The following is a 26,035-nucleotide window of genomic DNA, read 5'->3' as shown; positions in this document are numbered from 1 at the left end:
TATGGACGTGATGCCAAAATGGGCCGAAGTGGTCCTTGTCCCGCTGATCTCGCTCCTGCTGGCGGCGATCCTCTCCGCGCTGGTGATTCTGGCCATCGGCGAAGACCCGGTGGCAGCAACCAAGCTGATGGTCGAAGGCGCGGTCGGATCGGTGCGCGGCTGGGGCTATACGCTGTATTACGCCACGAATTTCATCTTTACCGGGCTTGCCGTCGCGGTGGCCTTCCATGCGCGCTTGTTCAACATCGGCGGCGAGGGGCAGGCGATGCTGGGTGGTCTTGGCGTGGCGCTGGCGCTGCTCTTCATCCCTTGGCCGCATTGGACCATCGGCCTGATTGCCGCCTCGCTGGGCGCAGCGGTATTCGGGGCCTTCTGGGCCTTTATTCCCGCCTATCTTCAGGCCAAACGCGGCAGCCATATCGTGATCACCACGATCATGTTCAACTTTATCGCCTCCGCCCTGTTGATCTATCTGCTGAACGAATTCCTCAAGCCCGTGGGCCAGGCCGACCCGTCAAGCGCGCGCTTTGCGCCGCACCTCGACCTGCCGACGCTGAATTCCGTGCTGAACGGCATGGGCATCAAGGCGTCCAAGGACGACAGCGTGAACGTCACCTTCCTGATCGCCCTGGCAAGCGCTTTTGCCGTCTGGGTGCTGATGTGGCGCACAAGGCTGGGCTACGAGATCCGCGCCTTTGGCCATTCGGAATCGGCGGCGAAATATGCCGGCATCAACCCCGTGCGCATCACCGTGATCACCATGCTGATCTCGGGCGGGCTGGCCGGGCTGATGGGCGTGAACACCGTCATGGGCGAAAGCGAAAAACTGCTGCTGAACTCGACCGAAGGGGCCGGTTTCATCGGCATCGCCGTGGCGCTGATGGGGCGCAGTCATCCGGTGGGTGTGGTGATCGCTGCGATCCTCTTTGGCTTTCTCTATCAGGGCGGTGCCGAACTGGCGCTTTGGACCAGCATCCCGCGCGAATTGATCGTGGTGATCCAGGCGCTGGTGATCCTGTTCACCGGGGCGCTGGACAACATGGTGCGGATGCCACTTGAACGCATGTTCCTGGCCGCCCGCCTGCGCCGCGCGCCCGGCCCCGAACGCAAACCGGTGGAGCCTGCAAAATAATGGATTACACCACCCTCATCCAATTGCTCGACTCCACCGTGCGTTTCGCCACGCCGCTGCTGCTGGCCTGCCTTGCGGGCCTGTTCAGCGAACGCGCGGGCATCTTCGACATCGGGCTTGAAGGCAAGATGCTGGCCGCCGCCTTCTTTACCGCCGCCGTCGCCTCGCTGACCGGGTCGGCCTGGATCGGGCTGCTGGGCGGCATCGGGGCGTCACTGGTGCTGGCGGGCATCCACGGCGTCGCCTCGATCACCTTTCGCGGCAACCAGTTGATTTCCGGCGTGGCCATCAATGCGCTGGCCGCCGGGATGACCGTGCTGATCGCGCAGGACTGGTTCCGCCAGGGCGGACGCACCCCGCCGCTGGCCGGCAATGCCCGGTTCGAAGGGATCACCCTGCCCGGGGCGCAAGCCATGGCCGATGTGCCCCTGATCGGCCCGCTTTATGCCGAGCTGATCTCGGGCCATTCGGTGCTGGTCTATATCGCCTTCCTCGCCGTGCCGCTGACCTGGTGGGTGCTGTTCCGCACCCGATTTGGCCTGCGTCTGCGCGCGGTCGGCGAAAACCCCGCCGCCGTCGATACCGCAGGCGTTTCGGTTGTCGGGCTGCGCTATGCCGCCGTGATGATCTGCGGCGTACTCTGCGGCATTGCGGGCGCCTACCTCAGCACCGCGCTGCAGGCCGGTTTCGTCAAGGACATGTCGGCAGGACGCGGCTTCATCGCCCTGGCCGCGCTGATCTTTGCCAAATGGCGGCCCTGGTACGCGCTCTGGGCGACCCTGCTCTTCGGGCTCTTCGGCGCGCTTGAAACCCGCCCCGACGTGATCCAGGCGGTGATTGGCCTCAAGGTCCCCGGCCCCCTGCTGGGCGGGCTGCCCTATATCATGACGGTTGTTATCCTCGCCGGTTTCGTGGGCAAGGCGATCCCGCCCCGCGCCGGTGGCGACCCCTATGTGAAGGAACGCTGACGGCGGCGGGTGCCGGAGTTTTCGAAAACTCCGGTCCGAATTATTCGAATAATTCGCCCGCTCCGTCGGCCTGGCCGGCGCAGCGCCCGCGCCTCAGAGGTCGATGTCGGCCCAGATCAGATGATGGTCCGAGGCCGCGTGATGCCGCGCCGTCAGCTCTGCATAGACCGCCCAGCGCGGCGGGCGCGATCCGGGCCATGCCCCCTTGCGCAACAGCCCCCCGCCCGTCACCCGGTCAAACAGCGCGGGCGACAACAGCAGATAGTCGATCTTGTCGTCATCGTTGCCAAGGCCAAAGGTCCCGATCCCGCGCTGACCGTTGTTGGCACCGAATTCGAAATCCGTGAAATGCGGATGATCCGACACATCGCGCAGATCGGTGGCCAGCAGCGGGGCCAGTTCCGCGCTGTCAGGCGTGTCGTTCAGATCGCCCAGCACCACGACATGTTCGTGCCCCTCATCGCGCAGCCGCCGGTAATAGCCCGCCACCGCCTGCGCCTGCGCCAACCGTTTGGCGCGTGAGGCAGGGTCGTTGCCGCCGAACTTGCTTTTGAAATGGTTGGCCAGCACCATGACCGTCGCACCGGACGGAGTCGTGACCTCATATTCCGGGCAATCGCGGCTGAAAATCGGGTGGCCATCGGGCTTGCGGTCATCCGCATGGCTACGCATCTGCCCGATGGGAAAGCCCGCGCGGGTGGCAAGACCCACGTCAATGCCGCGCTGGTCATTGCCGTCGATCAGCATCACATGGGCATAGGTCTCCGGCAGGTCCAGCTTTCTGGCCATGATCTCCTGAAAGGTCTTCAACACCGGGCGGCTCTCTGCCTCGATCATCGCCAGAATATCGGCACCTGCATCAAAGATCACCTTGGCGGTCAGCAGGATCGCCGTGGCATCGACGGTTTCTGTCTTCAACTCGACCCAGCCGATCCAATCCTCGCGCCCGTCCGCCACGATCTTGCGCGGCTTGCTGCGGTCGCGCGGACGCCGGATCAACTGACCCCTGATCTTGCGCAGGCGCACAAAGGGACCTTCATTGTCGTTCAGCATCCCAAGGTCGGTCAGCAGTTCCAGCATCCGCGCCTTGTCGGCATCCGTATACACAGGCTTTTCGAAAAGCGTGTTGATCTCGGCATGGGCATCCAGAACCTGCTGGTGGCTGTCGTTTTCGTCGTTGAACACACGGGCGCGGTCGAACAGGTTCTCGACGTTGTAGGCGGCAATACGCATCTGAGTAATCCTTTGGCTTTGAATGGACCGAGGATAACACGAAACGCGGTAAAACCTCAGGTTGAATTGCCGCTTCGGGCATAGAGCCAGTTCATTCCATTTCATCGGTCCTATTGCTGCGCAGCAGCGAGGGTAGTTGATTTTGTGAAGGGACCTGCGCTAATGGAGCGCATGCAAATCTACCTCCCCATTGCGGAAGTCTCGGTCAACGCGTTCCTTGTGCTGGGACTGGGTGGCCTGGTTGGCGTGCTCTCGGGCATGTTCGGTGTGGGGGGCGGCTTTCTTCTTACCCCGCTGCTGTTCTTCATCGGCATCCCCCCTGCGGTTGCCGTGGCCACCGGTGCCACGCAGATCGTCGCATCCTCCTTCTCAGGGGTGCTGGCGCATTTCAGGCGACGCACGGTGGACCTGCGCATGGGGTCGGTGCTGCTGATCGGCGGGCTTTTCGGGGCCGCGCTGGGGATCATCCTGTTCAACTACCTCAGATCGCTTGGCCAGGTCGACCTGCTGGTCCGGCTGTTCTATGTCGTCTTTCTGGGGATCATCGGCGCGCTGATGTTCGCGGAATCCCTGCGCGCGCTGCGCAATGTCAACAAGGGGAAACTTCCACCGCGCAAGAAACACAACTGGGTGCACGGGCTTCCCTTCAAGATGCGCTTCCGGGTTTCGGGGCTCTATATCTCGGTGATGCCACCGATCGCGGTCGGCATTCTGGTCGGCATTCTGGCCGCAATCATGGGGGTCGGCGGCGGCTTCATCATGGTGCCCGCCATGATCTATCTGCTGGGAATGCCCACCAAGGTGGTGATCGGCACATCCCTGTTCCAGATCATCTTTGTCACCGCCTTTACCACCATGCTGCATGCCACGACCAACTATACCGTCGATGTGGTGCTGGCCGTGCTGCTGCTGATCGGCGGCGTGATCGGGGCCCAGGTCGGCACCCGCATCGGGGTGAAGATGAAGGCAGAGCAGTTGCGCATCCTGCTGGCCCTTCTGGTCCTGGTGGTCTGCGGCAAGCTGGCCCTTGAATTGCTGCTGGAACCGGCAGAACTTTACTCCATCGCCCCGGTGGAGCTGAAATGATGCGTCTGATCGCCACCCTGATATCCCTGATGATGGCCACGTCCCTCTCCGCGCGGGCCGAAGAGATCGTGCTGGGCCTCAGCCAGGCGGAAGTCTCCATCACCACCAATTTCGATGGCTCCGAAATCCTGGTCTACGGTGCGGTGAAACGCGACGCGCCCGCGCCCGACAGCGGCCCGCTTGGCGTGGTTGTCACCGTCTCCGGCCCTTCCGTGCCGGTGCTGGTCCGGCGCAAGGAAAAGAAGTTCGGCATCTGGCTCAATGCCGACGCGGTCGAGGTGGACCGCGCGCCCAGCTATTACGCCGTTGTCACTTCGGCACCGCTGAACCGTGTGTTGACCCGCGTGGAAGACCTGCGCCACAAGATCTCCATCCCCCGCGCGATCCGTTCTGTCGGCGCACCGATGAACATCTCCAATGCAGCACTTTTTACCGAAGCGCTGATCCGCATCCGGACCCGGTCCGATCAGTACCAGGTGATCGAGGGCGGTGTGAAACTGGATGAAGACACGCTGTTCCGCGCCGCCATACGCCTGCCCGCCGCCCTGACAGAGGGCGATTACGCCGCCCGCATCTTTCTGACACGGGCGGGGCAGGTTGTGGCCAGCTATGACACGGTCATCGACGTGCGCAAGGTCGGCCTGGAACGCTGGCTGTTCAACCTGTCACGGGAAAACGCCCTGCTTTACGGGCTGATGTCGCTGGCCATTGCCATCGGCGCCGGCTGGGGTGCCTCCGCCGTCTTCAACATGTTGCGCCGCTAGAATCCGGGCGCGCTCCGCTCTGTTTGAAGCACGGTATAGTGACACTCCGCAGATTTGGCTGCGCCGGGAAATCCGGTGCTGTTGAACGTCATAAATCGCCCCAAACTGGAAAACCGGACCTTCGCGCAGATCGCAGCTAAGGGCAGGTTTGAGCACTTTCCACTTACTCCTGCGCGGAACCAAGGCCGCAGGCCGCCGCGCATCATGCCAGAGGCATGTCTGCGACATGACGGGCCGTCCCCTGGCACGGCGATTTGGCTGCTGTCGTGTGCCACGCATCACTGGGAAGTGCGTGGCTGCCATAAAGTGCCAGTCACGACGGTCGGATCGCCGCACCACGGCCCGTCGATGCGCGGCTTGGCGTTTCGATGCTAACGGCGGTTTCGTCCCGCCTCTCCAACATTAACCCATACCGCAACCAAGGTCTGGTTTGGGACAATATAGCGGGACGCCGCCTTCTGACAGGATTCAGAGAATCCGCGGTATCGGGTCGACGATGTACCGCGTTTCAAAGATGCTAACCGCGCCCGATAAAAGGCATGTTCGTCGCCATGACTGTCAGGAACTGCACATTCGCCTCCGGCGGCAGTTCCGCCATATGCAGCACCGATGCCGCTGCGTGCCGGACGTCCATCGTATCCATCTGCGGGTTTTCCGCCTTCAGCGATGCAACCAGTTCGCTTTCCGCATTGCCGATGTCGATCTGGCCACAGGCAATGCCAAAAGGCCGCCCGTCCAGCGACAGCGACCGGGTCAGCCCGGTGATCGCGTGTTTCGTGGTGGTATAGCAAACCGATCCGGGGCGCGGCACATGGGCCGAGAGCGAGCCGTTGTTGATGATCCGCCCGCCGCCCTGCGCCCGCATCGCCCCGAAGGCCAGCCTTGCTGCAATGAACATGCCATGCAGGTTGACGCTCAGCACCTGCTCCCAGTTTTCCAGCGGGATCTCGTCAATGGGGCCCGCCATGCCAAAGGCACCCGCATTGTTGAACAGAACGTCCAGCTTGCCAAACGCTTCGAACGCGCCTGCCATGGCATCGGCATCGGTCACATCCGCCGGCAGGGCCACGGCATTGGCATGGGCCTTCGCCATCTCCGCCAGCAATTCCGCACGCCGCGCGATCAAACCCACGCGCCAGCCCTTTTCAAGGAAAAGCTCCGCCGTGGCCCGCCCGATCCCGGAACTGGCCCCGGTGACAATGATACTCTTCATCCAAAATCCTCCATCGTGGGTTCCAGGGACAGGGGGGCCACCGGCTGACTGCGCAGGTCATCCACCACCAGCGGCCCGCTCGGTTTTGACAGGCGGTTGCGCACCACCCAGATCAGCCGCTCCTGCGCGCGGGTGATGGCGACATAGGCAAGCCGCTTCCACAGCGGTTGACCCGCCTCCATCCGGCCCATGCGCGCGGCGGCATAAAGGTCGGGGGCAAAGACCTGCACCGTTTCCCACTGGCTGCCCTGCGCCTTGTGAATGGTCACCGCCGCCCCATGCAGAAAGGTCGCCCCCATGCGCGCGGCAAAAGGGATAAAAGGTTCTTCCTCATCCGGTTTTTCGATCTTCACGATGCTGGCGGCACTCACCTGCGGGTCCTCCGCCCCGATCACATGCAACCGGCTGAAGCCGGGCTTGCGGCCATCGCCCAGGAAAATCACCTGCGCGCCCTTGATCAGGCCGCGCGCCTCAAGGTCCAGCCGCTTCTTGCGGTGCTTCAGCGGCAGTTCCAGCCCGTCGCAGATCAGCGGCTCCCCCTCCAGCAGCGCATCCTCCGGCGCGCCATGCACATTGCGAAAGGCGTTGATCAGCCGGATTCGCGTGGCATTGCGCCAGACCAGAACCGGGCTGCGCGCCATCAGGTCGACCTCGACCCGCTGGCCCCAGACCACGCGGTCATCGCGGCGCGCGGCCTCCTCCACCATCCGCTCGAACTGTTCAAAGCCCAGGTCAGGGTCGGCCAGCGCATGGGCCAGATCAAGGATCGGATTATCCGCATCCTGCCGGAAAATCCGGTTCAGGTTCATCACCCGCTTCTGTGGCAGTTTTTCGAATACCATGGTGCCCGACTGGTTCACCGGGGCCAACTGCGCCGGGTCCCCGAACAACAGCAGGGTCGGGAAAATCTCTTTCAGATCCTCGAACTGCTTGTCATCCAGCATCGAGGCCTCATCGACAAAGCCGATGTCCAGCGGCTCCTCCCGCCGTTTCCAGCCGGTGATGAAATCCGACCCGCGCAACCCCGCCGCCGCCAGCGCGCCGGGGATCGACTTGTTGCCCGCATAAAAGGCCGCCGCCCGGTCCAGCGCCAGTTCCGTCAGCCCCTCCACGTCCACCGGCCGCTCGCCATTGCCCGCCAGCCATTCCGCGATCCGCTCGTATTCCGGGTCATAGACGGGGGTATAGAGAATGCGGTGAATCGTGGTGGCAGGCACCCCGCGCAGCCGCAGCACCGAGGCCGCCTTGTTGGTGGGCGCCAGAATCGCCAGCGTGCGCTTGTCGCGGCGCTTGCGGCTTTCGTAATCGCCCGACACCACCTCGACCCCGGCCCCCTCCAGCGCCTTGTAAAGCTCTGCCAGCAGCAGCGTCTTGCCCGATCCCGCCTTGCCGGTCACCGCCATCACCTGATCGGCCCCGCCGGGCGGCGGCATCAACAGGCTGTCGGCCAGGTCGATCCCGGCCCCGCGCAACATTTCGGCCACGCCATCATAGGCGCTGGCCTGATCGTCGGAATATATGAGGCTGGGCACATTCATGCCCCGACATTAGGCGAGCCCGCCAGCGGGGGCCAGACGGTTCAGGCGCTTTGCTGCAAAACAGCGGGCATCCGGCTGCCAAAAGCCTGATCGAACCAGAACCGCGATTGTTCCGGGCTGATTCCGGCGCGCCGCGCCACCTGCATCTGCGCGGCGTCAGAGAAATCCCACAGGCCCACGCTGATCCTGTCGCGTCCCTGCCCGGCACTGCCCAGAACCTCGGGGCTAGCCCCGATCATCCGGTAGATCCGCACCATCCGCGCATCGAAAACCCCGACGAAATGCCGGATGCCAAAGCCGCGCATGATCTCGCCGCCGCCCAGCATCAGCGCCGCCGCCACATGTGCGCCCGCCCCCCGCGCCAGACAGAACCGCGTGCATTCCCAGATCAGCGGGCTGCGCAGCGGTCCGGACAACAGATGCGCAAAATGGTCGTTCACCATCACCGGTCCGGAGGTGGGCAGAAACCGCATCGACCCGCCGTGGCTGCCATCTGCCTGTTCCCAGATCACATAAAGCGGGTTCATCGCATCATAGGCGTCGCGCTCCTCTCCCGCCGCATCCACCTGCACCTCCCAGCCCAACCGGTTGCGAAACTGGTCGGCCCGGTCCCGGAACATCTGCCCGGCCAGACGGGGGTGATTGTGCAATTGATCGGCATGAAGGTAACGCAGCATGGGCTTCTCCGCTCTGACAAGATGCCCAAGCCCTAGCCGCGCGCCCGTTAACACAGCGCTGGCACCGCGCGCGCCCCTCACCCGACGCGCGCAACACCTTTCATTCTTTTTGGCCCCAAAGCGTCCCGCCTTGAACTTGAATCGCCAATACCCTGCCGCGCTGCGCGCTTTCGGGACATTGGCGACGTGATATGCTTCAGGTTAAAGGCGGGACGCTGTAAATATTCCCGGGGGGCAGCGCCCCCAGGATCACACCACGATCAATCCCCGGCTCAACGCGCGGGCCACCGCATGGGTGGTATTCAGCGCGCCCAGCTTGAAGCGCGCGCTTTCGATATAGACCCGCAGGGTATGCTCCGAAATCTGCAACTGGTCCGCCACCTGTGCGCGGCTTTGACCGGACGCCAGAAGGGTCATCGCGTCCGCCTCACGCGGGGACAGGGCCGGCGCTGTTTCCGGCAGGCGACCCGGCTCGAACTCCAGCGCCTTTTCGTTCAGGAAATGCGCGATCAGGATCAGCTCGTGCCGGTGGACCGCAACAAAGACCTCCCACTCTGCGTCAGTGCAACTGTGGTTGATCGTGAACAGCGCAAACTGGCCGTTCGGCCCGCGCAACGGCACCGACAGCCCCTGATTCCCGACACCATATTCCAGCGCCTCTGCAAAAAATGCGCGCGCGGCTTTTGACGACCAGTCCAGCTGCTTCCAGTCGACCGCATGAAAGCGCTGGAAACAGCCCAACACCACCGGATCAATGCGCAGATAATTCTGCGCGATATAGCGTTCCTGCCAGGCAATCGAATAGGTGCCACAGCCATATTGTTCGCCTGTCGAATCGACCCAGTGATACAGCACGTGATCAATGCCCAGCAGATCGCGCAGCGCCTCCGTCGCGCTTTGCAATCCGGCGAGGGAGTCAGCCTGCTCCAACGCCCCCATTATGGAATCCATTTGCCGTGTCTTGACCATCTACCGTACCCTGCGTTCCTTGCTCCAGAGCGGCGATCTCGGCCATGGCGACAAGGGCCGTGTCATCCAGCTGTTCCGCCAGGGCGGGCAGGCTGCTTGACAGGGCAAATGTCTTGAGGTCGGCAAGAACGTCCAAAATCCAGTCACTACGCATGCACAGACTCGCTTTCAAATGGTTAATTGCGGGTTAATGCAATCATAGCATGCAGACGATTTTGTCGAAAATTCACCGCTTTCCCCTCCCCAGAAATGGCGGGGGCGCATTCTGCAACTCCCCGGAATGAAACAGGGCACCCCGCCACAATGGAAAACACCCGCGAAATCAAGGTGATTCGCGGGCGTTCAGATGGCCGTCAGAGGGTCGTGGTATCAGCCGCGGGCGTCCAGCGCGTCTTCCAATGTGCGCAGCCCGGTGGTCGGGGCCTGCACCAGCACCGACATGTTGCCGGGCTTGTGTTCGTTGCGCATCATCTTCATATGCGCCTCGGGCAGGTCGGCCCAGGTGAACACCTCTGACATGCAGGGGTCCAGCCGCCGCTCCAGCATCAGCTTGTTGGCAGAGGCGGCCTGCTGCAAATGGGCAAAGTGGCTGCCCTGCAGGCGTTTCTGATGCATCCACATGTAACGCACGTCAAACGTCAGGTTGAACCCCGACGTGCCGGCGCAGATCACAACCATGCCGCCCTTTTTGACCACGAAAGTGGACACCGGGAACGTCGCCTCGCCGGGGTGTTCGAACACCATATCGACATTGTTGCCCTTGCCGGTGATCTCCCAGATCGCGCCGCCGAACTTGCGCGCTTCCTTAAACCAGGTGGCATATTCCGGCGTGTTGACCGTGGGCAATTGCCCCCAGCAGTTGAAGTCCTTGCGGTTCAGCACGCCCTTGGCACCCAGGTCCATCACAAAATCGCGCTTGGATTCGTCCGAGATCACCCCGATGGCATTGGCCCCGGCGGTGTTGATCAACTGGATCGCATAGGACCCCAGACCACCCGACGCGCCCCAGACCAGCACGTTCTGGCCCGGCTTCAGGTCATGCGGCTCGTGGCCGAACAGCATCCGGTAGGCCGTGGCCAGCGTCAGCGTATAGCAGGCCGATTCCTCCCAGGTCAGATGCTTGGGGCGCGGCATCAGCTGCTGGGCCTGCACGCGGGTGAACTGGCTGAACGACCCGTCCGGGGTCTCGTATCCCCAGATCCGCTGGCTGGGCGAATACATCGGATCACCGCCGTTGCAATGTTCGTCGTCGCCGTCGTCCTGGTTGCAGTGGATCACCACTTCATCCCCGACTTTCCAGCGCTTTACCTTGTCGCCCACGGCCCAGACGATGCCAGAGGCATCCGATCCCGCGATGTGATAGGGCTGTTTGTGACCGTCAAAGGGGCTGATCGGCACGCCCCGCGCGGCCCAGACCCCGTTGTAGTTGATCCCCGCCGCCATCACCAGAACCAGCACGTCCTGGCTGTCGAGTTGCGGCACATCCACCACTTCCTGCAACATCGCCGTGTCCGGGTCGCCGTGACGTTCGCGGCGGATCGCCCAAGCATACATCTGCTTGGGGACATAGCCCATCGGGGGCATTTCGCCCATCTCGTAGAGGTCCTTTTCAGGTGCGTCGTATTGCGCGATGGTCGTGTCGAGTGCCATGCGGGCCTCCTGTCCGTAGATTGCTTGTGCCGCGATGCAGAATCGCCGGTTGGTCAGGACGGAATATGACCGGATGCGTAATAATGCAACCTCTCAGGGGTCATTTTTGTAATTTTATGACCTCGCAGTTGCAGAAACTTCCGCTGCGGGCGCAGCATCCTCCTGCAAAAGGTGGGCAATCGAATTGGCATAGAACCGCAGCACGGCGGTTTCATCCGGGTTGGCGCGCCAGCTAGATTGCTCAAAGAGGACCACACCGCGCGCGCGCAGCCCCTTCAGCGCCTGGCGCAATTCGGTTTCCAGTTCTGCTGCGTCCACCGCACGATTGCCCGGCGGCACCCGTGCAAGCATCGCCCCGGCCCGGTCAAGCAGCGCCTGCGTGTCCAGCGCGGCACCGTCCAAGTCCAGCATCACCGCACTGATCAACGGCACGCTCAGCACCGGCATGGCCCCGGCGATCCGGTCCATCACCTCGCCCGACAGGGCCTCCACCGTTGCGCCATGCCCCGCCTCGCGCAGCGACAGGGGCGCACCAAAGGCCACCGCCGCCGTGCCGAACCTGGTTTCCTGAAAGGTCAGCCGCTGCCAGAGCTTGCGCAGGATGAACCCCACCACCACCGTGATCCGCGCGCCAAAGCGTCTGTCGCCGCGCTGGTCGGCGGCAATCAGCACCTTGTCTTCCAGCACCCGGTCATAATTGATCGCCACCGGCATCAGCACCACGTCGCGCTCACCCTCGGGGTCGAAATCCTCAACGACATAGGACAGCAGCCCCATCTTCGGCGGTTGCAGCGCGCCGGTCAGGCTCAGCCCGCCCTCGGGGTACATCGCCTGGTTGACGCCCCCTGCCGTGGCCATCTGCACGTAACGCGCCAGCACCTTGCGATAGAGCGCCCCGCGCGACCTGCGGCGGATGAAATAGGCCCCCAGCGACTTGATCAGCCAGCTCAGCGGCCAGACCCGCGCCCATTCCCCCACCGCATAGGCCAGCGCCGAATCCCGCGCCGCAAGATAGGTCACCAGCACGTAATCCATGTTCGACCGGTGGTTCATCACAAAGACCACCGTCGCATCCTTGGGAATCGCATCAAAGGTCGCATCATTGCTGTCAGCCGTCTTGATCCTATAGACCGAATTCGCCAGCAGCCGCGCCACCCTGATGCCGAAGCTGAAATAGGCAAAGGCCGAGAAACTGGGCACGATCTCGCGCGCGTAATCGCGGGCCCTTTGAAAGGCCACGTTTTCCGGCACGCCATTCTTGGCCGCGTAATTGACAATCTCGCGGGTGACTTCCGGGTCGTAGATCAGCCGCTGGATCATATCGTGCCGCCGCGCCAGCTTGAACGGCTCGATGGGGCGTTTCAGCCGCCGGTTCAACCGCTTGACCGCGCGTTCCAGCCGCAGGCGGAAAAACCAGCGCACCGAGGGCAACAGAAGATGGCTCAATGCCGTGACCGCGGCAAAAAGCAAAATCAGGATAAAAAGCCACAGCGGCAGTTCGACAATCTGCGTCATGGGCGCACATTCGCAGGGCAATAGGCCGAGAACAATAACTATATCTGCCCCGGACTCCGGGCCTCCCTATGTGATGCCCCGAAGGTTAGCTATATTTGCCATGCCGCGTTGCAGCGAATTGACAGAGGCATTATATTTCCTCTAGACACACCCCAACGCAACAATATTGCCGACCAAAATCGAGGATTGCCCGATGACCGAGACCCAGAAAGACCGCCCCTGGCTGATCCGGACCTACGCCGGTCACTCCACCGCCTCAGCGTCGAATGCGCTGTACCGGTCAAACCTGGAACGCGGCCAGACCGGCCTTTCCGTAGCCTTCGATCTGCCGACGCAAACCGGCTATGACAGCGATCACATCCTGTCGCGCGGCGAGGTCGGCAAGGTCGGCGTGCCGGTCAGCCACCTGGGCGACATGCGTGCGCTGTTCGACCAGATCCCGCTGGAACAGATGAACACCTCGATGACGATCAACGCGACCGCGCCCTGGCTGCTGGCGCTCTATATCGCGGTGGCCGAGGAACAGGGTGCCGATATATCGCAATTGCAGGGCACCGTGCAGAACGACCTGATCAAGGAATACCTCAGCCGGGGCACCTATATCTGCCCCCCTGCCCCGTCCCTCAAGATGATCGCGGATGTGGCGGAATACTGCTATACGCATGTCCCGAAATGGAACCCGATGAACGTCTGCTCCTATCACTTGCAAGAGGCCGGTGCGACGCCTGAACAGGAATTGGCATTCGCCCTGGCCACCGCCACCGCCGTGCTGGACCAATTGCGCCCCCGCGTGGCCGAAGAGGATTTTCCAAAACTCGTGGGCCGTATTTCATTCTTTGTGAATGCGGGCATCCGATTTGTGACCGAAATGTGCAAGATGCGCGCCTTTGTCGATCTTTGGGATGAAATCTGCGCCACCCGCTATGGTGTCGAAGACCCGAAACACCGTCGCTTCCGCTATGGCGTGCAGGTCAATTCGCTGGGGCTGACCGAACAGCAACCGGAAAACAACGTCTACCGTATTCTGATCGAAATGCTCGCCGTTACCCTGTCGAAAAAGGCCCGCGCCCGCGCCGTGCAATTGCCCGCCTGGAACGAGGCTTTGGGCCTGCCGCGCCCCTGGGACCAGCAATGGTCCATGCGGATGCAACAGATCCTCGCCTATGAAACCGACCTGCTGGAATTCGATGACCTTTTCGACGGCAACCCGGCGGTTGATGCCAAGGTCGAAATGCTGAAAGAAGGCGCGCGCGCCGAATTGGCCAATCTCGACGGCATGGGCGGGGCGATTTCCGCCATCGACTATATGAAAGGCCGGCTGGTCGAATCAAATTCCGAACGTCTTTCCCGGATCGAGGCGGGCGAAACCGTGGTTGTCGGCGTGAACAAATGGCAAAAGGGCGAACCCTCGCCGCTGATGACCGGCGACGGCGGCATTTTGGTGGTGGACCCGGCAACCGAAGCCGAACAAATCGAGCGGCTGAACGCCTGGCGAGCAGAGCGTAACGAGGGCGCGGTCAAGGCCGCGCTGGCCGACCTGCGCGCCGCCGCCGCCGACGGGCGTAACGTCATGCCTGCCTCGGTCGCGGCGGCCAAGGCCGGGGTGACCACCGGCGAATGGGCTGAACAGATGCGCGCCGTGCATGGCGAATACCGTGGCCCGACCGGCGTTGCAAAAGGCCAGTCGAACAAGACCGAAGGGCTGGACGAGTTGCGCGCCGCCGTGGATTCCGTCAGCGACCGCCTGGGCCGCCGGTTGAAATTCCTGGTCGGAAAACCGGGTCTCGACGGCCACTCCAACGGGGCCGAACAGATCGCAGTGCGGGCGCGCGACTGCGGCATGGACATCGCCTATGAAGGCATTCGGCTGACTCCCGCCGAAATCGTCGAAGCCGCGCGCAACGACAAGGCGCATGTGATCGGTCTGTCGATCCTGTCGGGCTCTCATATCCCTCTGGTCGAGGACCTTATGAACCAGATGCGCGAGGCGGGTCTGGGCGAAATACCCTTGATCGTTGGCGGCATTATTCCCGAGGAAGACGCGAAAAGGCTCAAGGCGATGGGCGTTGCACGGGTCTATACCCCCAAGGATTTCGAATTGAATACCATTATGGCCGACATTGTCACACTGGTTGATCCCGCAGCGGTTGCAGCGGAATAGACCTGACACAAATTTTAACTGGTATTCCGTGCTCTTTGTATTAGAGGCTTGTGGTCTAGGCAGACTACAAGGAAAAAACCAATGGAATTGGATCTCAAATCGAAAAGCGCGAAAGAATTGGAGAAGATTCTTTCTGACGTAAAAAAGGCACTGGCCAATGCGCAGGCCCGCGATCGTCGTGACGCACGCAAGGCGGCTGAAAAGGCCGCAGCGGAATTCGGCTTCTCGCTCAGCGAATTGGCCGATGACGAGAAGCCCGCGCGCAAAACCAAGAAGGCGGCCGCAAAGCCGAAAACAGTGTCCAAGCCGAAATTCGCAAACCCTGCGGACCGGTCGCAAACCTGGACAGGAAAAGGGCGTCAGCCGAATTGGTATCGCGCTGAAGTTGAAAAAGGCACCGACCCTGCGAAAATGAAAATCTAGGGTCTGCGCCCAGGCGGATTTCAAGCATTCCGGGAATTGGTGCAGGAACCGCCAATTCCCGGAATTGCATTAGGGTCAGGACCCATTGCAACTTGCCCCTGCCTGGCCGGTTCTGCATTCTCGTCCCCAGACAACACAGGAGAACGCCTTGACCATTCATATCGGCGCAAAGCCCGGAGGTATTGCCGAAACCGTCTTGATGCCGGGCGATCCCTATCGCGCGAAATGGGCGGCCGAGACGTTTCTGAAAGACGCAAGGCTGGTCAACGAAGTGCGCGGGATGCTGGGATTTACCGGCACATGGCAGGGCCACACCGTCACCATCCAGGGCTCCGGCATGGGCATGCCCTCTCTGTCGATCTACGCCAACGAGCTGATCCGCGACTACAATGCGCAGACCCTGATCCGCATCGGTTCATGTGGCGGGATGCAGCCCCATGTGGGCATCCGCGATGTGATCATCGCGATGACGGCCACCACGATCACATCACCGTCCTCGGGTATCTTCCGCGAGGTGAATTTCGCCCCCTGCGCCGACTGGTCGCTGCTGCGCGCTGCCGTGGCGGCGGCGGAAGCCAAAGGGACCACAACCCACGTCGGCGGCATCTATTCATCAGATGTCTTTTATGCCGAACGACCCGATCTGGACGAACAGATGGTGCGCCATGGCATCCTGGGGGTCGAGATGGAGGCGGCAGAGCTTTACACCCTCGCCGCGCGTCACGGCCGCCGCGCGCTGGCCGTGCTGACGGTATCGGACCACCTGCAAACCGGCGCGGCCCTGCCCGCCGAGGACCGCGAGCGCAGTTTTGGCGACATGGTCGAGATCGCTTTGAAGGCGGCGTTTGACGGCGGTTAGGGTGCAGTGGGGACCGGTGCTGAGCGGCAGGGCATGGGGGGTTCAGGTTTGCCGCGACATGCCACAGCCCCTGGAACTTTACCTGCCCGCCCCCGGTTCTTTGCAAATGATGACATGTCATTTTTGACATGTCATCATTTACGGATCAGCACCGGGCGCATGACGCAGGTTCATGGATGTCGCTGCGGAAGTCCGGAAAGAGCCCATTATTGACCGTGCTTCGTGGTGGCAGCGAAGGACGTATTTGCACGTGGTGACGCATAGTTCACACTTGAGCGCGTCTCAGAGCTGACATGTGTTCTTCTATCCGATCCGCGCTCAAAGGCCCTCCGTGGCCAAGGTAGAACGTCTTGCACCCTCGCTGCAACAATTGCCCCAATGAGGTTGCCACCGCCAATTGGTCTTCTTCAAAAGGGGGGCGCTTGGGTTTGCTTCGCATCAAAATACCGCCGAGCAGCACGCCGGAAGCTGCCAAATCTCCCGCAATAACGCGGCCATCTTCCAACAGCACCGAAACCGATCCCGGCGTGTGCCCAGGAGTGTGGATGATTTTCAGTGGAAACCCGCGATCCTCAAGGCCCATCTCCCCTACCGTCATGATCTCATCCGGTTTGAAATAGGGAAACGGTCTTTCAATCGCCCCGGTCTTTTGGAAAGCCCTTCCGAACGGACCCGTTGCTGCAAGCCTGGGTGGCTGACCAGAACAATATGGAACTTCAAGGGCATGGGCGCAGATCGGAGCGGCGGTCAATGCCTTTATTCCGATGGCAGACCCGGCATGATCGATATGCGCGTGCGTCAGAACGATCAATTTTACATTGAGCCAACTCAGGCCAAGTTTCTTCAACGTCTTGAAAATCTTTGCTTCGGACCCGGGTAGCCCGGTGTCCACAAGAATGGCATCGTCTCCATGTACTATGAGGAAGGAATTAAGCATCCCCAAAGGCAGAATTGGGATAGTCTCAATATGGGGCTTGGTCATGAGTGCGGTCCGCTGTTGCTAAGGTCAAGTGACATTGCCTCGAACCGAGGAGGCGCGAAATTGGGCACCTTTTTGTAACCGGAGATCAGAGATGAAAGACGCAACTCCAACGACCCGCCCATGGGCTGACCCGGTGACCGGGCAATGTCCGGTGGCAGACACTTTGCGCATTTTGGGCGGAAAGCACGGGCCAAAAATCCTTCATTGCCTCACCGCAGGAGAGCGTCACTTTCTTGAGCTTCAGCGGGAGATGGAAGGCGTCAGCCGAAAGGTGCTGCGGGCCCAGTTGAAAGATTTCGAAGAAAGCGGGATGGTTGCGCGAACCCCCAAAGGTGACGCGCGTCAACGTGTCGGTTACTCCCTGACGCGCAAAGGCGCCGCGCTTGGTGATATTCTCGGACAACTCTACGATTGGCAACAGACCTTCGGTTGACGGATTTCCACGCGGCTCTCTGCGTTGTCTTGGCGACCACAGCAGTGCTTTGGTTCGGTATGATCAATGTCCCTTCCGTCCCGCACAGCGGCGCTTCGCGCAACCCGCGCCAAAGGTCCGGGCCGGAAATGCCTGGCAGCCGGGTCAGGATAGCTCGGCACGGCCTGTTGACAGGATTCAGAAAACGCGCCGGCAAGAATTCCATTTGCGCGACTTGCCAGCCCCCCTGGGACTTTACCTGCCCGCCCACTGTTCCTTGCAAATGATGACATGTCATTTTTGACATGTCATCATTTGCGTCTCAGCACCGGGCGCATGGCGCTCAAAAACGGGAACCGGTTCCGGGTGCCCCGGATAAGCGGTTCCAACAGGTTACAACGCGGTGTGAAGCCGTATGAAGACAATACGCTCCCGGCGCGACCACTCACGGCAGCTTAACTGCCATGACCCCCCGCATAGGCATTCCGCGCGGGGCTTTGCCACCCGGTCAGCGTCGCAGGCTCCGGTGCGAAGACCTGCACCAGCAGCGGATGGCAGCGGGCAACGTCCGAGGAATGCAGGGTCGAACAATCGCCGCCCGGACAGGCGCTGAGCGCGCCCAGCAGATCCACCTCAGCAAAGAATTCCAGATAATCGCCGGGCCGCACCGGGCTGGCCTTCATGAAATACTGCCCGGTGTCGCGGGTGAACCCCGTACACATGAAAACATTCAGCACATCATGAACATGGCGCTCGGCCTCGGACAGCCCCACCCCCAGATGCCCGGCGAGGGCGCGGGTCAGGTTGGAATGGCAACAGTGGTGATACTGACCGCCCGACAGCAGGTTATGGGTATAGGGATCGCAACGGGTGCCGATCACATCATGCACCGACCCGCCGAAAGCGTCGATGCCGTACCAGCCCAGCGTATCCGCGGTGATCGTGGCCAGTGGCCGCAAATGGGGAAAGGCCGACCACATGCGGTCCCCCCGCGTCAGATGCGTGCCATGCAGGGCGCGGGTCTTGCCGGAATAGAACCGCTCGGACAGGTCATTCAGATGCCACAGGTTCAGGTCCCCTACCTGCGGCCCCTCGACGCTGGTGATCCGAAAGAAGTGGCCGGCAGGCACCGTGAACATGCCTGCCTCGCGGGGCGGCACAATGACCTCTGCCGTCTTTGCAAGCGTGGCGCGCGCGGCGTCATAAAGCGCCATGTCCGGCAGGGGCAATGTCTCAACCGGATAGCAGATCACGGGTGACACCTTGCGGCGGGCATCGGCATCGGGCGGGGCATTGGACATGGCGGATCTCTGGATCGGTTGCCGGAACCTGACCCGTCGCGCAGCCAGAGTAAAGACGCGACGGGCAGCGCGGGGCTTGCCAGTCCTTCCGGTCGGCGCAATCATGGCCCCCGATCAACAAGACGGAGCAAGCCCATGCGTTTCATCGGACCGATACTGGCGCTGCTGCTGGCAGCAAAGGGCGCAGTGGCGCAGGAGGGCTGGGGCAATCTCGACGCGTTGCTGCTGAACAGCCTGTCGACCACCGGCAGCATGGAGGCCTCCTATTGGCTGCCCGACAACCCCGATCCGGCTCAGGCGCAGCTCGGCCTTGGCATCGCCTATATCCACATCCCCGGCTCGGCGGGCAGCGTGTCGATTGAGGCCGGGATATTCCGACGCACCCAAAACGGCTGGCAATACACCGCACCCGTCGTCAATCTTTTCGGACACGAGCCGCGCGACCCACTCTTCCAGAACGGTCAGGTCCAGTTGCTGACCACCATGCTTGGCCCCGGAGAGCCGCGCTGCTGCCCCACGCAGGAAGCAAAGTGGCAAATCGACCTGACCACCGGGCAGGCGCAGCGCCTTTATTGACCTCAGGCGTTCTGCCCGGCCATCCGGCCCGAATGCAGGCAACCGCCCAGAAAGGTCCCTTCCAGCGCATTGTAACCGTGATAGCCGCCGCCGCCGAAGCCGCAGACTTCTCCGGCCGCGAAAAGCCCCGGCAACACCGCGCCTGCGGGCGTCAGGACGCGGCCCTGCACATCCGTATGCAATCCCCCCAGCGACTTCCGGGTCAGCACATTCAGCCGCACAGCGATCAGCGGCCCATTGGCCGGGTCAAGAATGGCATGCGGTTTCGCAGTCCGGATCAGCCTGTCGCCCCGGTAGGCCCGCGCGCCCCGGATCGCAGTAATCTGCGCATCCTTGGAAAACGGATTGGTCAGTTGCAGGTCGCGCGCCCTGATCTGGGCGCGGATGTGATCCAGCGCCAGCGGCTGTTCCGGCGTCAGCCGGTTCATGCCCGCCACCAATGCCTCCAGATCATCGGCCACGACAAAATCCGGCCCCTTCTCCTTGAAGGCTTCCACCGCCGGGGTCGCCCCCTTGCCCAGCCGCGCCTGCAAGACCTCGCGCCAGCCGCCCTCGGTCAGGTCCGCATTCTGCTCTGACCCCGACAGCGCAAATTCCTTTTCAATGATTTTCTGCGTCAGGATGAACCAGCTGTGCTCTCCCGCCTGCAGGATCCGCTTCAGCGTCCCCAGCGTGTCGAAACCGGGCAGACAGGGCGCTTCCATCCGCACGCCATTGGCATCAAACCAGAGCGAGGACGGCCCCGGCAGGATGCGGATGCCATGGTTGGGCCAGATCGGGTTCCAGTTCTCGATCCCCTCGCAGTAATGCCACATGCGGTCGGTGTTGATCGTGCCTGCCCCGGCCTGCACCGCGATGCCCTGCATCTTGCCATCGACATAATCCGGCACCCCCGCCACCATCCGCGCGGGCGGCGCACCCAGTCTGTCGCGCGGCCAGTTGGCCCGCACAAGGTCATGGTTCCCGCCGATCCCCCCGGTGGTCAGCACAACGGCCTCTGCTGCATGTTCAAACTGCGCCGTCACGCCGCGCGAGGTGCTTTCTCCCCGCGCGGCGGTGCTGTTTTCCAGCATGTCGCCCCGCACCCCGGTCACACAGCCATCGGTGGTGATCAACCCGGTCACCCGATGCCGAAACGCCAGTTTCAGATGCCCTGCGGCGGCATGTTCCGTCATCAGCCGGACAAAGGGTTTCACCACGCCGGTGCCGGTGCCCCATGTGATGTGGAAACGCGGCACCGAATTGCCATGCCCGCCCGCCAGCGCGCCGCCACGCTCGGCCCAGCCCACCACCGGAAACCAGCGCATCCCCAGATCGTGACACCACTGGCGCATCCCCCCTGCCGCCCAATCGACAAAGCTTTCGGCGCAGGCGCGGGGGTTGGAGTCTTCTTCCCGGTCGAATTGTGCCGACCCCATCCAGTCGCTCAATGCCAGTTCGGCGCTGTCGCGGATGCCCAGACGCCGCTGCTCGGGCGTGTCGACCATGAACAACCCGCCCAACGACCAGAACGCCTGCCCGCCCAGTGACTGCGGCCCCTCCTGATCCAGCAACAGGACCCTGCGGCCCCGCAACACCGCCTCATGCGCGGCCACCATCCCGGCCAGCCCTGCGCCCACGATGATCACATCAGCCTTGAAATCTTCTTGTGCCATCCGATCCCCCCTTGGTCGATCCTGCCCCTGGCACGTCCCCCTGTCGAGACTGACCCGCCGTCACCCCGCAGGCGACTTTTCGTGACGCCGCCGCCATTCGCGGGCATAGACCGATTCCTCGCTGTGCTTGCGGGTATTGGCGGCCTGACGGCGGGCCTGTTCCTCGGCGGTTTCCGCGCGCACCTCGGATTGGCGCATCTGAGCCGCTCGTTCAAACGGGATCACCTGCACCATCGGCGTGCCTGCGGGCATCCGCAGCGCACCGCGGGTGCTGGTCCACAGAAACGGGACATTGACCGGCACATCCAGCGCATCACAGTCAACCGTCCCGTTGAACGCGGCAAAGGGCAGTTCAAAATGGTTGATCGGATGCAGAAAGCTGGCCGACCATCCCGGCGGCAGCACCACCCGCCACGGGTTGATCAGCTTGAGCGGCTGCGCCCCCTCGAAGGGCGGATACTGCGCGCCGATCTGGTCAGGATGATGCGCATCAATCGGGGCAAAGGGCAGATCAGCGGCCCAGCGAAACTCCATCGCGCGGGTCTGCGGGTCCACCACCGTCCAGATGTCAAAGGGCGTCGGAATGATCCAGCCCTGCGCCATCACATCGGCCACCGGCAGGCAGGCACGCACCGTCAGCCCCGGCAGCCCATGGGCATCCTTCATATCCATTTCCCGATCCAGATCGCGAAACCATTCGGGCAGGAATTTCGCCGCAGGCTGCGGGGCGGGGATGTGACCCAAAAGGCCGGGCGGGCAGAGGAATTCAATCTTGGTCATCACCGCAGCCTGCGCGGGTCAGGGCCGGAAAGCAACTGTGTTCACAGGCCGGGCCGGTTCAGATTTGACAGGCAGCGATCCGGCTTGCCATTGGCGCGAAACGCCTCGGCCCCGCAGGTGACGCAATTGTATTTCATCAACGCGCCCTTGGCCCCCGCCCGATCCTCGCGCCAGCGGCATTGCCGGGTGCCGGCGTGACGGTGGGCATAGATGGCGACGGCGATGATCGCGATGACGAAAAAGATCGGTGCAAGCATGTGTCTGACGTAAGACGCGCGGCGGGATATGCCACCCGCCGCGCGCCCCATATATTCAACAGTTCGGGATCAAACGGTCCGTTCGACCATCAGCTTCTTGATATTGGCAATGGCCGCCGCCGGGTTCAGCCCCTTGGGGCAGGTCTTGGCGCAGTTCATGATCGTGTGGCAGCGATACAGCTTGAAGGGGTCCTCAAGGTCGTCCAGACGCTCACCCGTCGCCTCGTCGCGGCTGTCGATGATCCAGCGGTAGGCGTGCAGCAATGCCGCTGGCCCGAGGTAGCGGTCGCCGTTCCACCAGTAGCTCGGGCATGAGGTCGAGCAGCAGGCGCACATGATGCATTCATACAGACCGTCCAGCTTGGCCCGGTCATCCACCGATTGCTTCCACTCCTTCGCGGGGGCCGGTGTCTCTGTCTCCAGCCAGGGCTGGATGGAGGCGTGCTGCGCATAGAAATGGGTCAGGTCCGGGATCAGGTCCTTGACCACCGGCATATGCGGCAGCGGGTAAATCTTGACCACGCCCTTCACCTCGGCCACGCCATAGGTGCAGGCCAGCGTGTTGATCCCGTCGATGTTCATCGCGCAGGAGCCACAGATGCCCTCGCGGCAGGACCGGCGGAAGGTCAGGGTCGGGTCGATCTCGTTCTTGATCTTGATCAGCGCGTCCAAAATCATCGGACCGCAGGTGTCCATATCGACGAAATAGGTGTCCAGCGCCGGGTTCTTGTCGTCATCCGGGCTCCACCGATAGATGTGGAATTCCTTGAGGTTGCTGGCCCCTTCGGGCTTGGGCCATGTCTTGCCGCTGGTCATGCGGGAATTCTTGGGGAGCGTCAGCTGAACCATGTAGCATCTCCTGTTCTGGCGTCGCCGCCGGTTTCATTCAGGCCCCGCCGGGGGGCGTTCAATTGCTGCCTGCCCTAGCGGACAAACAATGTGTTCTGTTCGGCCTGCATCGTCGCCTTGTATCCAAGGCCGTCGATCATGCCCAAAAGGTCGCTGTCCCAATCCGCCGCGTGATCGGTCTCGATCAGCATCACGTCCGGCAACCAGCCGCCCGCCGCCAACAGCGGTCCAAGGGCCGCAGGCTCCGCGCCCTCGACGTCGATCTTCAACACCGATACGTCGTGCCCCTCGGCCTCGACCACAAAATCCAGCAGGGGCCGCACCGGCACCAGCCTGCCCCCATTCTGCGACCGCCGCCTGACCGGCAACAGCGAGGCCTGGCCAAAGTTGGTGCCGTGAAAGTTCAGCACCGCCTCGCCGCGTTCCGCGCCCAGCGCGCAGCCCTCGATCCGGACCACATGACACAGACCATTCAGCTGCACGTTATGGCCCAGCCGCCCGATCATCACCGGGTTCGGCTCAAACGCGATCACCCGGCTGCCCTTGCCCGCCGCCACGGCCAGCGGCACCGCAAAGGCCCCGCAATTGGCCCCGATATCCAGGATAAAGGCATTCTTGCCCTCGACCACTTCGGTCAATGCGGTCAGCGACTTCATCTCGGGTGGCTGGCCATAGAGCCAGATCATCCTGTCGGTGTAATTGTCGCGCGGGTCCACATACATGCGGATGCCCGCAAATTCGACCTCCGCAGGCGGCAGCGCCGCCATCAGTTTTTGCCGCAATGGCCGGTCCGCCGCCCGGAACGCCGCGCGCATCGCCTCAAGGGTCAGCGATTCCGCGACCGGTTCCAGCGTGGGATGCGGCAGGGCATTCATGGATCAGCTCAACCCGGCTTCGAGCGTGCGCGCCTTCAGACAGGTCTGCGTATCGGGCCGCGCCAGGATGTTGCGCACGATGGTCACTGTCGTGTCGTCCACGCCAACAACGGCGGCACGGGCAAATTCGCGCACCTCCATCGCATCGGCATAGTCGATGATGCAATCGGTGAAGGGCGTGATCAGTTTCTTGGGCACCTGAGGAAAGCGGGTGGCGAGGGTTTCGGTGACAACACCCTTCGCGCCTGCGCGCGCGGTGCTGTCCACCGCTTCGGTCACTTCGGCACAGCCCGCCAGGGCCAGGGCAAAAATGGCGATGCCTGCAAGGCGCATCTCAGTACACCCGCGCCTTGGGGGCGATCTTCTTGAGGTCGATGCCGCCTTCGTTGTGGCTGGTCAGCGGCTTCAGATGCACACCCCGGAACCCCAGCGACGCCTCGTTGCCCTTGAACCAGATCAGGCTGTGCTTGCGCCAGTTCTCGTCGTCGCGGTCGGGATAATCTTCATGCGCATGGGCACCCCGGCTTTCCTTGCGCGCGGCGGCTGCCGTGATCGTGGCGACCGCATTGGGCATCAGATTGGTCAGTTCCAGCGTTTCCATCAGGTCGGAATTCCACACCAGAGTCTTGTCGGTCACATGCAGGTCATCCAGCTTGCCCGCCACGCCCTTCATCTTTTCCTCACCCTCGGCCAGCGTCTTGTCAGTGCGGAAGACGGCAGCATCGGCCTGCATCGTCTTTTGCATCTCAAGGCGCAGTTCCGCCGTGGGCACATGGCCATTGGCATAACGCAAACCGTCGAACCGGCTGAACGCCGCCTCGACCGACCGCTTGTTCGGCGTCGGCACCGGCGCGCTGGCATCCACCACTTGCTTGGCGCGGATCGCCGCGGCACGGCCAAAGACCACCAGGTCGATCAGCGAGTTCGAGCCGAGGCGGTTGGCCCCGTGTACGCTCGCACAGCCCGCCTCGCCCACAGCCATCAGGCCGGGCGACACATTGTCGGGCTTGTCCTTGGTCGGTGCTAGCACTTCACCCCAGTAATTCGTGGGGATTCCGCCCATGTTGTAGTGCACGGTCGGCAACACCGGGATCGGTTCCTTGGTCAGGTCCACACCGGCAAAGATACGCGCGGATTCCGAAATGCCCGGCAGGCGCAGGTCCAGCGTTTCCGGCGGCAGGTGGTTCAGGTGCAGGTGGATGTGGTCGGCATTTTCGCCCACGCCGCGCCCTTCGCGGATTTCCATGGTCATGCAGCGCGATACCACGTCGCGCGACGCCAGATCCTTGTAGGTGGGCGCATAACGTTCCATGAACCGCTCGCCTTCGGAGTTGGTCAGGTAACCGCCCTCGCCCCGCGCACCTTCGGTGATCAGACAGCCCGCGCCGTAAATGCCGGTCGGGTGGAACTGCACGAATTCCATGTCCTGCAACGGCAGCCCGGCCCGTGCAGTCATGCCGCCGCCGTCGCCGGTGCAGGTATGCGCCGATGTGGCGCTGAAATAGGCGCGGCCATAGCCGCCGGTCGCCAGCACCGTCATCTTGGCCGAGAACAGGTGCATCGTGCCATCGTCCAGCTTCCAGCACAGCACGCCCTGGCAAACGCCGTCTTCGGACATGATCAGGTCGATGGCGAAATATTCGATATAGAACTGCGCGTTCTGCTTCAGGCTCTGACCATAAAGCGTATGCAGAATCGCATGGCCGGTCCGGTCGGCAGCGGCACAGGTGCGCTGCACCGGCGGGCCTTCACCGAATTCGGTGGTATGGCCGCCAAAGGGGCGCTGGTAAATCTTGCCCTCTTCGGTGCGCGAGAACGGCACACCGTAATGCTCAAGCTCATAGACCGCCTTGGGGGCTTCGCGCGCGAGGTATTCCATCGCGTCCGTGTCACCCAGCCAGTCCGACCCCTTGACGGTGTCATACATGTGCCACTGCCAGTTGTCCGGGCCCATGTTGCTCAGCGATGCCGCGATGCCACCCTGTGCGGCCACGGTATGCGACCGGGTCGGAAACACCTTGGAGATACAGGCCGTGCGCAGCCCCTGCTCCGCCATCCCCAATGTCGCGCGCAGGCCCGCACCGCCCGCCCCAACAACAACCACGTCATACTCGTGGGTTTCATACTCATATGCAGCCATCTTCGGTCTCCCCTCGGGAA

The 26,035-nt window shown here is 62.5% G+C and carries 26 protein-coding genes; 9 read left to right on the top strand and 17 right to left on the bottom strand.

Going from position 1 to position 26,035, the window contains the following annotated elements:
* The first annotated feature begins 1 nt into the window (after position 1).
* The gene (locus A8B82_RS20810) at positions 2–1,132 is read left to right on the top strand and encodes an ABC transporter permease (protein ID WP_067296899.1); all 1,131 of its coding nucleotides are present in this window, start codon (positions 2–4) and stop codon (positions 1,130–1,132) included.
* A complete protein-coding gene (locus A8B82_RS20805; RefSeq protein ID WP_067296896.1) occupies positions 1,132–2,100 on the top strand; it encodes an ABC transporter permease in 969 nt (322 codons plus the stop codon). The genes A8B82_RS20810 and A8B82_RS20805 overlap by 1 nt, the downstream gene beginning before the upstream one ends.
* 93 nt (positions 2,101–2,193) lie before the next feature.
* Here A8B82_RS20805 and A8B82_RS20800 read toward each other — a convergent pair whose 3' ends face one another.
* The gene (locus A8B82_RS20800) at positions 2,194–3,333 is read right to left on the bottom strand and encodes an endonuclease/exonuclease/phosphatase family protein (protein WP_067296893.1); all 1,140 of its coding nucleotides are present in this window, start codon (positions 3,331–3,333) and stop codon (positions 2,194–2,196) included.
* 171 nt (positions 3,334–3,504) lie between these two features.
* Between A8B82_RS20800 and A8B82_RS20795 the strand changes: the two genes are divergently transcribed.
* The gene (locus A8B82_RS20795) at positions 3,505–4,419 is read left to right on the top strand and encodes a sulfite exporter TauE/SafE family protein (RefSeq protein ID WP_067296997.1); all 915 of its coding nucleotides are present in this window, start codon (positions 3,505–3,507) and stop codon (positions 4,417–4,419) included.
* Positions 4,416–5,183 carry a TIGR02186 family protein gene (locus A8B82_RS20790; protein ID WP_082899410.1) on the top strand — a complete coding sequence of 256 codons (768 nt, stop codon included), beginning with the start codon at positions 4,416–4,418 and terminating at the stop codon, positions 5,181–5,183. The genes A8B82_RS20795 and A8B82_RS20790 overlap by 4 nt, the downstream gene beginning before the upstream one ends.
* Positions 5,184–5,700: 517 nt before the next feature.
* On the opposite strand, the gene A8B82_RS20785 is transcribed toward A8B82_RS20790, so the two are convergent.
* The 7 genes from A8B82_RS20785 to A8B82_RS20755 form a co-directional block, all read right to left on the bottom strand.
* Positions 5,701–6,396 (bottom strand): SDR family oxidoreductase, encoded by a 696-nt coding sequence (locus tag A8B82_RS20785; RefSeq protein WP_067296891.1) that lies wholly within the window; start codon positions 6,394–6,396, stop codon positions 5,701–5,703.
* Positions 6,393–7,934, bottom strand: coding sequence for an ATP-dependent DNA helicase (locus tag A8B82_RS20780; RefSeq protein WP_067296888.1), 1,542 nt, complete (start codon positions 7,932–7,934; stop codon positions 6,393–6,395). The genes A8B82_RS20785 and A8B82_RS20780 overlap by 4 nt, the downstream gene beginning before the upstream one ends.
* 41 nt (positions 7,935–7,975) lie before the next feature.
* A complete protein-coding gene (locus tag A8B82_RS20775) occupies positions 7,976–8,611 on the bottom strand; it encodes an acyl-homoserine-lactone synthase (protein WP_067296885.1) in 636 nt (211 codons plus the stop codon).
* Positions 8,612–8,860: 249 nt separating this feature from the next.
* Positions 8,861–9,562, bottom strand: coding sequence for a helix-turn-helix transcriptional regulator (locus tag A8B82_RS20770; RefSeq protein ID WP_235604759.1), 702 nt, complete (start codon positions 9,560–9,562; stop codon positions 8,861–8,863).
* Positions 9,528–9,734 (bottom strand): hypothetical protein, encoded by a 207-nt coding sequence (locus A8B82_RS20765; RefSeq protein ID WP_067296880.1) that lies wholly within the window; start codon positions 9,732–9,734, stop codon positions 9,528–9,530. The genes A8B82_RS20770 and A8B82_RS20765 overlap by 35 nt, the downstream gene beginning before the upstream one ends.
* Before the next feature lie 215 nt (positions 9,735–9,949).
* Positions 9,950–11,230, bottom strand: coding sequence for a crotonyl-CoA carboxylase/reductase (gene ccrA, locus A8B82_RS20760; protein WP_067296877.1), 1,281 nt, complete (start codon positions 11,228–11,230; stop codon positions 9,950–9,952).
* Positions 11,231–11,344: 114 nt separating this feature from the next.
* The gene (locus A8B82_RS20755; RefSeq protein WP_067296875.1) at positions 11,345–12,745 is read right to left on the bottom strand and encodes a 1-acyl-sn-glycerol-3-phosphate acyltransferase; all 1,401 of its coding nucleotides are present in this window, start codon (positions 12,743–12,745) and stop codon (positions 11,345–11,347) included.
* Between the two features lie 193 nt (positions 12,746–12,938).
* Here A8B82_RS20755 and A8B82_RS20750 point away from each other — a divergent pair, with 193 nt between their 5' ends.
* The 3 genes from A8B82_RS20750 to deoD all read left to right on the top strand — a co-directional run bounded on the left by A8B82_RS20750 (position 12,939) and on the right by deoD (position 16,188).
* Positions 12,939–14,906 carry a protein meaA gene (locus A8B82_RS20750; protein WP_067296872.1) on the top strand — a complete coding sequence of 656 codons (1,968 nt, stop codon included), beginning with the start codon at positions 12,939–12,941 and terminating at the stop codon, positions 14,904–14,906.
* Positions 14,907–14,987: 81 nt separating this feature from the next.
* Entirely contained in the window at positions 14,988–15,329 is a 342-nt protein-coding gene (locus A8B82_RS20745; RefSeq protein WP_067296869.1) for an H-NS histone family protein, read from the top strand.
* Positions 15,330–15,477: 148 nt separating this feature from the next.
* Positions 15,478–16,188, top strand: coding sequence for a purine-nucleoside phosphorylase (deoD, locus tag A8B82_RS20740; RefSeq protein ID WP_067296866.1), 711 nt, complete (start codon positions 15,478–15,480; stop codon positions 16,186–16,188).
* 265 nt (positions 16,189–16,453) lie between these two features.
* Here the strand turns inward: deoD and A8B82_RS20735 are convergent, their stop codons facing one another.
* Positions 16,454–17,170 (bottom strand): MBL fold metallo-hydrolase, encoded by a 717-nt coding sequence (locus A8B82_RS20735; RefSeq protein ID WP_067296864.1) that lies wholly within the window; start codon positions 17,168–17,170, stop codon positions 16,454–16,456.
* 91 nt (positions 17,171–17,261) lie between these two features.
* Between A8B82_RS20735 and A8B82_RS20730 the strand changes: the two genes are divergently transcribed.
* Complete coding sequence (locus A8B82_RS20730; protein WP_067296861.1) at positions 17,262–17,603, top strand: winged helix-turn-helix transcriptional regulator; 342 nt, start codon at positions 17,262–17,264, stop codon at positions 17,601–17,603.
* 434 nt (positions 17,604–18,037) lie between these two features.
* Here A8B82_RS20730 and A8B82_RS20725 read toward each other — a convergent pair whose 3' ends face one another.
* Positions 18,038–18,883: an urea carboxylase-associated family protein gene (locus A8B82_RS20725; RefSeq protein WP_067296859.1), complete on the bottom strand. Its 846-nt coding sequence runs from the start codon at positions 18,881–18,883 to the stop codon at positions 18,038–18,040.
* A gap of 135 nt (positions 18,884–19,018) precedes the next feature.
* Here A8B82_RS20725 and A8B82_RS20720 point away from each other — a divergent pair, with 135 nt between their 5' ends.
* Positions 19,019–19,459 (top strand): hypothetical protein, encoded by a 441-nt coding sequence (locus A8B82_RS20720; protein ID WP_067296856.1) that lies wholly within the window; start codon positions 19,019–19,021, stop codon positions 19,457–19,459.
* A gap of 2 nt (positions 19,460–19,461) precedes the next feature.
* Here A8B82_RS20720 and A8B82_RS20715 read toward each other — a convergent pair whose 3' ends face one another.
* The 7 genes from A8B82_RS20715 to sdhA form a co-directional block, all read right to left on the bottom strand.
* Complete coding sequence (locus A8B82_RS20715) at positions 19,462–21,114, bottom strand: FAD-binding dehydrogenase (RefSeq protein ID WP_067296854.1); 1,653 nt, start codon at positions 21,112–21,114, stop codon at positions 19,462–19,464.
* Between the two features lie 60 nt (positions 21,115–21,174).
* A complete protein-coding gene (locus A8B82_RS20710) occupies positions 21,175–21,894 on the bottom strand; it encodes a hypothetical protein (RefSeq protein ID WP_067296852.1) in 720 nt (239 codons plus the stop codon).
* 41 nt (positions 21,895–21,935) lie between these two features.
* Positions 21,936–22,151, bottom strand: coding sequence for a hypothetical protein (locus A8B82_RS20705; protein WP_067296993.1), 216 nt, complete (start codon positions 22,149–22,151; stop codon positions 21,936–21,938).
* A 69-nt stretch (positions 22,152–22,220) separates the two neighbouring features.
* Positions 22,221–23,000: a succinate dehydrogenase iron-sulfur subunit gene (locus tag A8B82_RS20700; protein WP_067296849.1), complete on the bottom strand. Its 780-nt coding sequence runs from the start codon at positions 22,998–23,000 to the stop codon at positions 22,221–22,223.
* A gap of 74 nt (positions 23,001–23,074) precedes the next feature.
* Positions 23,075–23,875 (bottom strand): FkbM family methyltransferase, encoded by an 801-nt coding sequence (locus tag A8B82_RS20695; RefSeq protein WP_067296846.1) that lies wholly within the window; start codon positions 23,873–23,875, stop codon positions 23,075–23,077.
* Between the two features lie 3 nt (positions 23,876–23,878).
* Positions 23,879–24,208, bottom strand: coding sequence for a hypothetical protein (locus tag A8B82_RS20690; protein WP_067296844.1), 330 nt, complete (start codon positions 24,206–24,208; stop codon positions 23,879–23,881).
* 1 nt (position 24,209) lies between these two features.
* Positions 24,210–26,015, bottom strand: coding sequence for a succinate dehydrogenase flavoprotein subunit (gene sdhA, locus A8B82_RS20685; protein ID WP_067296842.1), 1,806 nt, complete (start codon positions 26,013–26,015; stop codon positions 24,210–24,212).
* Positions 26,016–26,035: the final 20 nt, after the last annotated feature.

The organism is Sulfitobacter sp. EhC04 (assembly GCF_001650875.1).
Classification (GTDB): Bacteria; Pseudomonadota; Alphaproteobacteria; order Rhodobacterales; family Rhodobacteraceae; genus Sulfitobacter.
Note: the sequence above shows the minus strand (reverse complement) of the source record. Positions and strands in the feature narration are given on the sequence as shown.

Bases quoted from the DNA above. Each gene is read 5' to 3' on its own strand.
- A8B82_RS20750 (WP_067296872.1), top strand. From the start codon at position 12,939: ATGACCGAGACCCAGAAAGACCGCCCCTGGCTGATCCGGACCTACGCC.
- A8B82_RS20710 (WP_067296852.1), bottom strand. From the start codon at position 21,894: ATGACCAAGATTGAATTCCTCTGCCCGCCCGGCCTTTTGGGTCACATC.
- A8B82_RS20730 (WP_067296861.1), top strand. From the start codon at position 17,262: ATGAAAGACGCAACTCCAACGACCCGCCCATGGGCTGACCCGGTGACC.
- A8B82_RS20775 (WP_067296885.1), bottom strand. From the start codon at position 8,611: ATGCTGCGTTACCTTCATGCCGATCAATTGCACAATCACCCCCGTCTG.
- A8B82_RS20785 (WP_067296891.1), bottom strand. From the start codon at position 6,396: ATGAAGAGTATCATTGTCACCGGGGCCAGTTCCGGGATCGGGCGGGCC.
- A8B82_RS20795 (WP_067296997.1), top strand. From the start codon at position 3,505: ATGCAAATCTACCTCCCCATTGCGGAAGTCTCGGTCAACGCGTTCCTT.
- sdhA (WP_067296842.1), bottom strand. From the start codon at position 26,015: ATGGCTGCATATGAGTATGAAACCCACGAGTATGACGTGGTTGTTGTT.
- A8B82_RS20735 (WP_067296864.1), bottom strand. From the start codon at position 17,170: ATGACCAAGCCCCATATTGAGACTATCCCAATTCTGCCTTTGGGGATG.
- A8B82_RS20765 (WP_067296880.1), bottom strand. From the start codon at position 9,734: ATGCGTAGTGACTGGATTTTGGACGTTCTTGCCGACCTCAAGACATTT.
- A8B82_RS20810 (WP_067296899.1), top strand. From the start codon at position 2: ATGGACGTGATGCCAAAATGGGCCGAAGTGGTCCTTGTCCCGCTGATC.
- A8B82_RS20770 (WP_235604759.1), bottom strand. From the start codon at position 9,562: ATGGATTCCATAATGGGGGCGTTGGAGCAGGCTGACTCCCTCGCCGGA.
- A8B82_RS20700 (WP_067296849.1), bottom strand. From the start codon at position 23,000: ATGGTTCAGCTGACGCTCCCCAAGAATTCCCGCATGACCAGCGGCAAG.
- A8B82_RS20780 (WP_067296888.1), bottom strand. From the start codon at position 7,934: ATGAATGTGCCCAGCCTCATATATTCCGACGATCAGGCCAGCGCCTAT.
- A8B82_RS20790 (WP_082899410.1), top strand. From the start codon at position 4,416: ATGATGCGTCTGATCGCCACCCTGATATCCCTGATGATGGCCACGTCC.
- A8B82_RS20695 (WP_067296846.1), bottom strand. From the start codon at position 23,875: ATGAATGCCCTGCCGCATCCCACGCTGGAACCGGTCGCGGAATCGCTG.
- ccrA (WP_067296877.1), bottom strand. From the start codon at position 11,230: ATGGCACTCGACACGACCATCGCGCAATACGACGCACCTGAAAAGGAC.
- A8B82_RS20715 (WP_067296854.1), bottom strand. From the start codon at position 21,114: ATGGCACAAGAAGATTTCAAGGCTGATGTGATCATCGTGGGCGCAGGG.
- A8B82_RS20725 (WP_067296859.1), bottom strand. From the start codon at position 18,883: ATGTCCAATGCCCCGCCCGATGCCGATGCCCGCCGCAAGGTGTCACCC.
- A8B82_RS20755 (WP_067296875.1), bottom strand. From the start codon at position 12,745: ATGACGCAGATTGTCGAACTGCCGCTGTGGCTTTTTATCCTGATTTTG.
- A8B82_RS20690 (WP_067296844.1), bottom strand. From the start codon at position 24,208: ATGCGCCTTGCAGGCATCGCCATTTTTGCCCTGGCCCTGGCGGGCTGT.
- A8B82_RS20720 (WP_067296856.1), top strand. From the start codon at position 19,019: ATGCGTTTCATCGGACCGATACTGGCGCTGCTGCTGGCAGCAAAGGGC.
- A8B82_RS20800 (WP_067296893.1), bottom strand. From the start codon at position 3,333: ATGCGTATTGCCGCCTACAACGTCGAGAACCTGTTCGACCGCGCCCGT.
- A8B82_RS20805 (WP_067296896.1), top strand. From the start codon at position 1,132: ATGGATTACACCACCCTCATCCAATTGCTCGACTCCACCGTGCGTTTC.
- A8B82_RS20745 (WP_067296869.1), top strand. From the start codon at position 14,988: ATGGAATTGGATCTCAAATCGAAAAGCGCGAAAGAATTGGAGAAGATT.
- A8B82_RS20705 (WP_067296993.1), bottom strand. From the start codon at position 22,151: ATGCTTGCACCGATCTTTTTCGTCATCGCGATCATCGCCGTCGCCATC.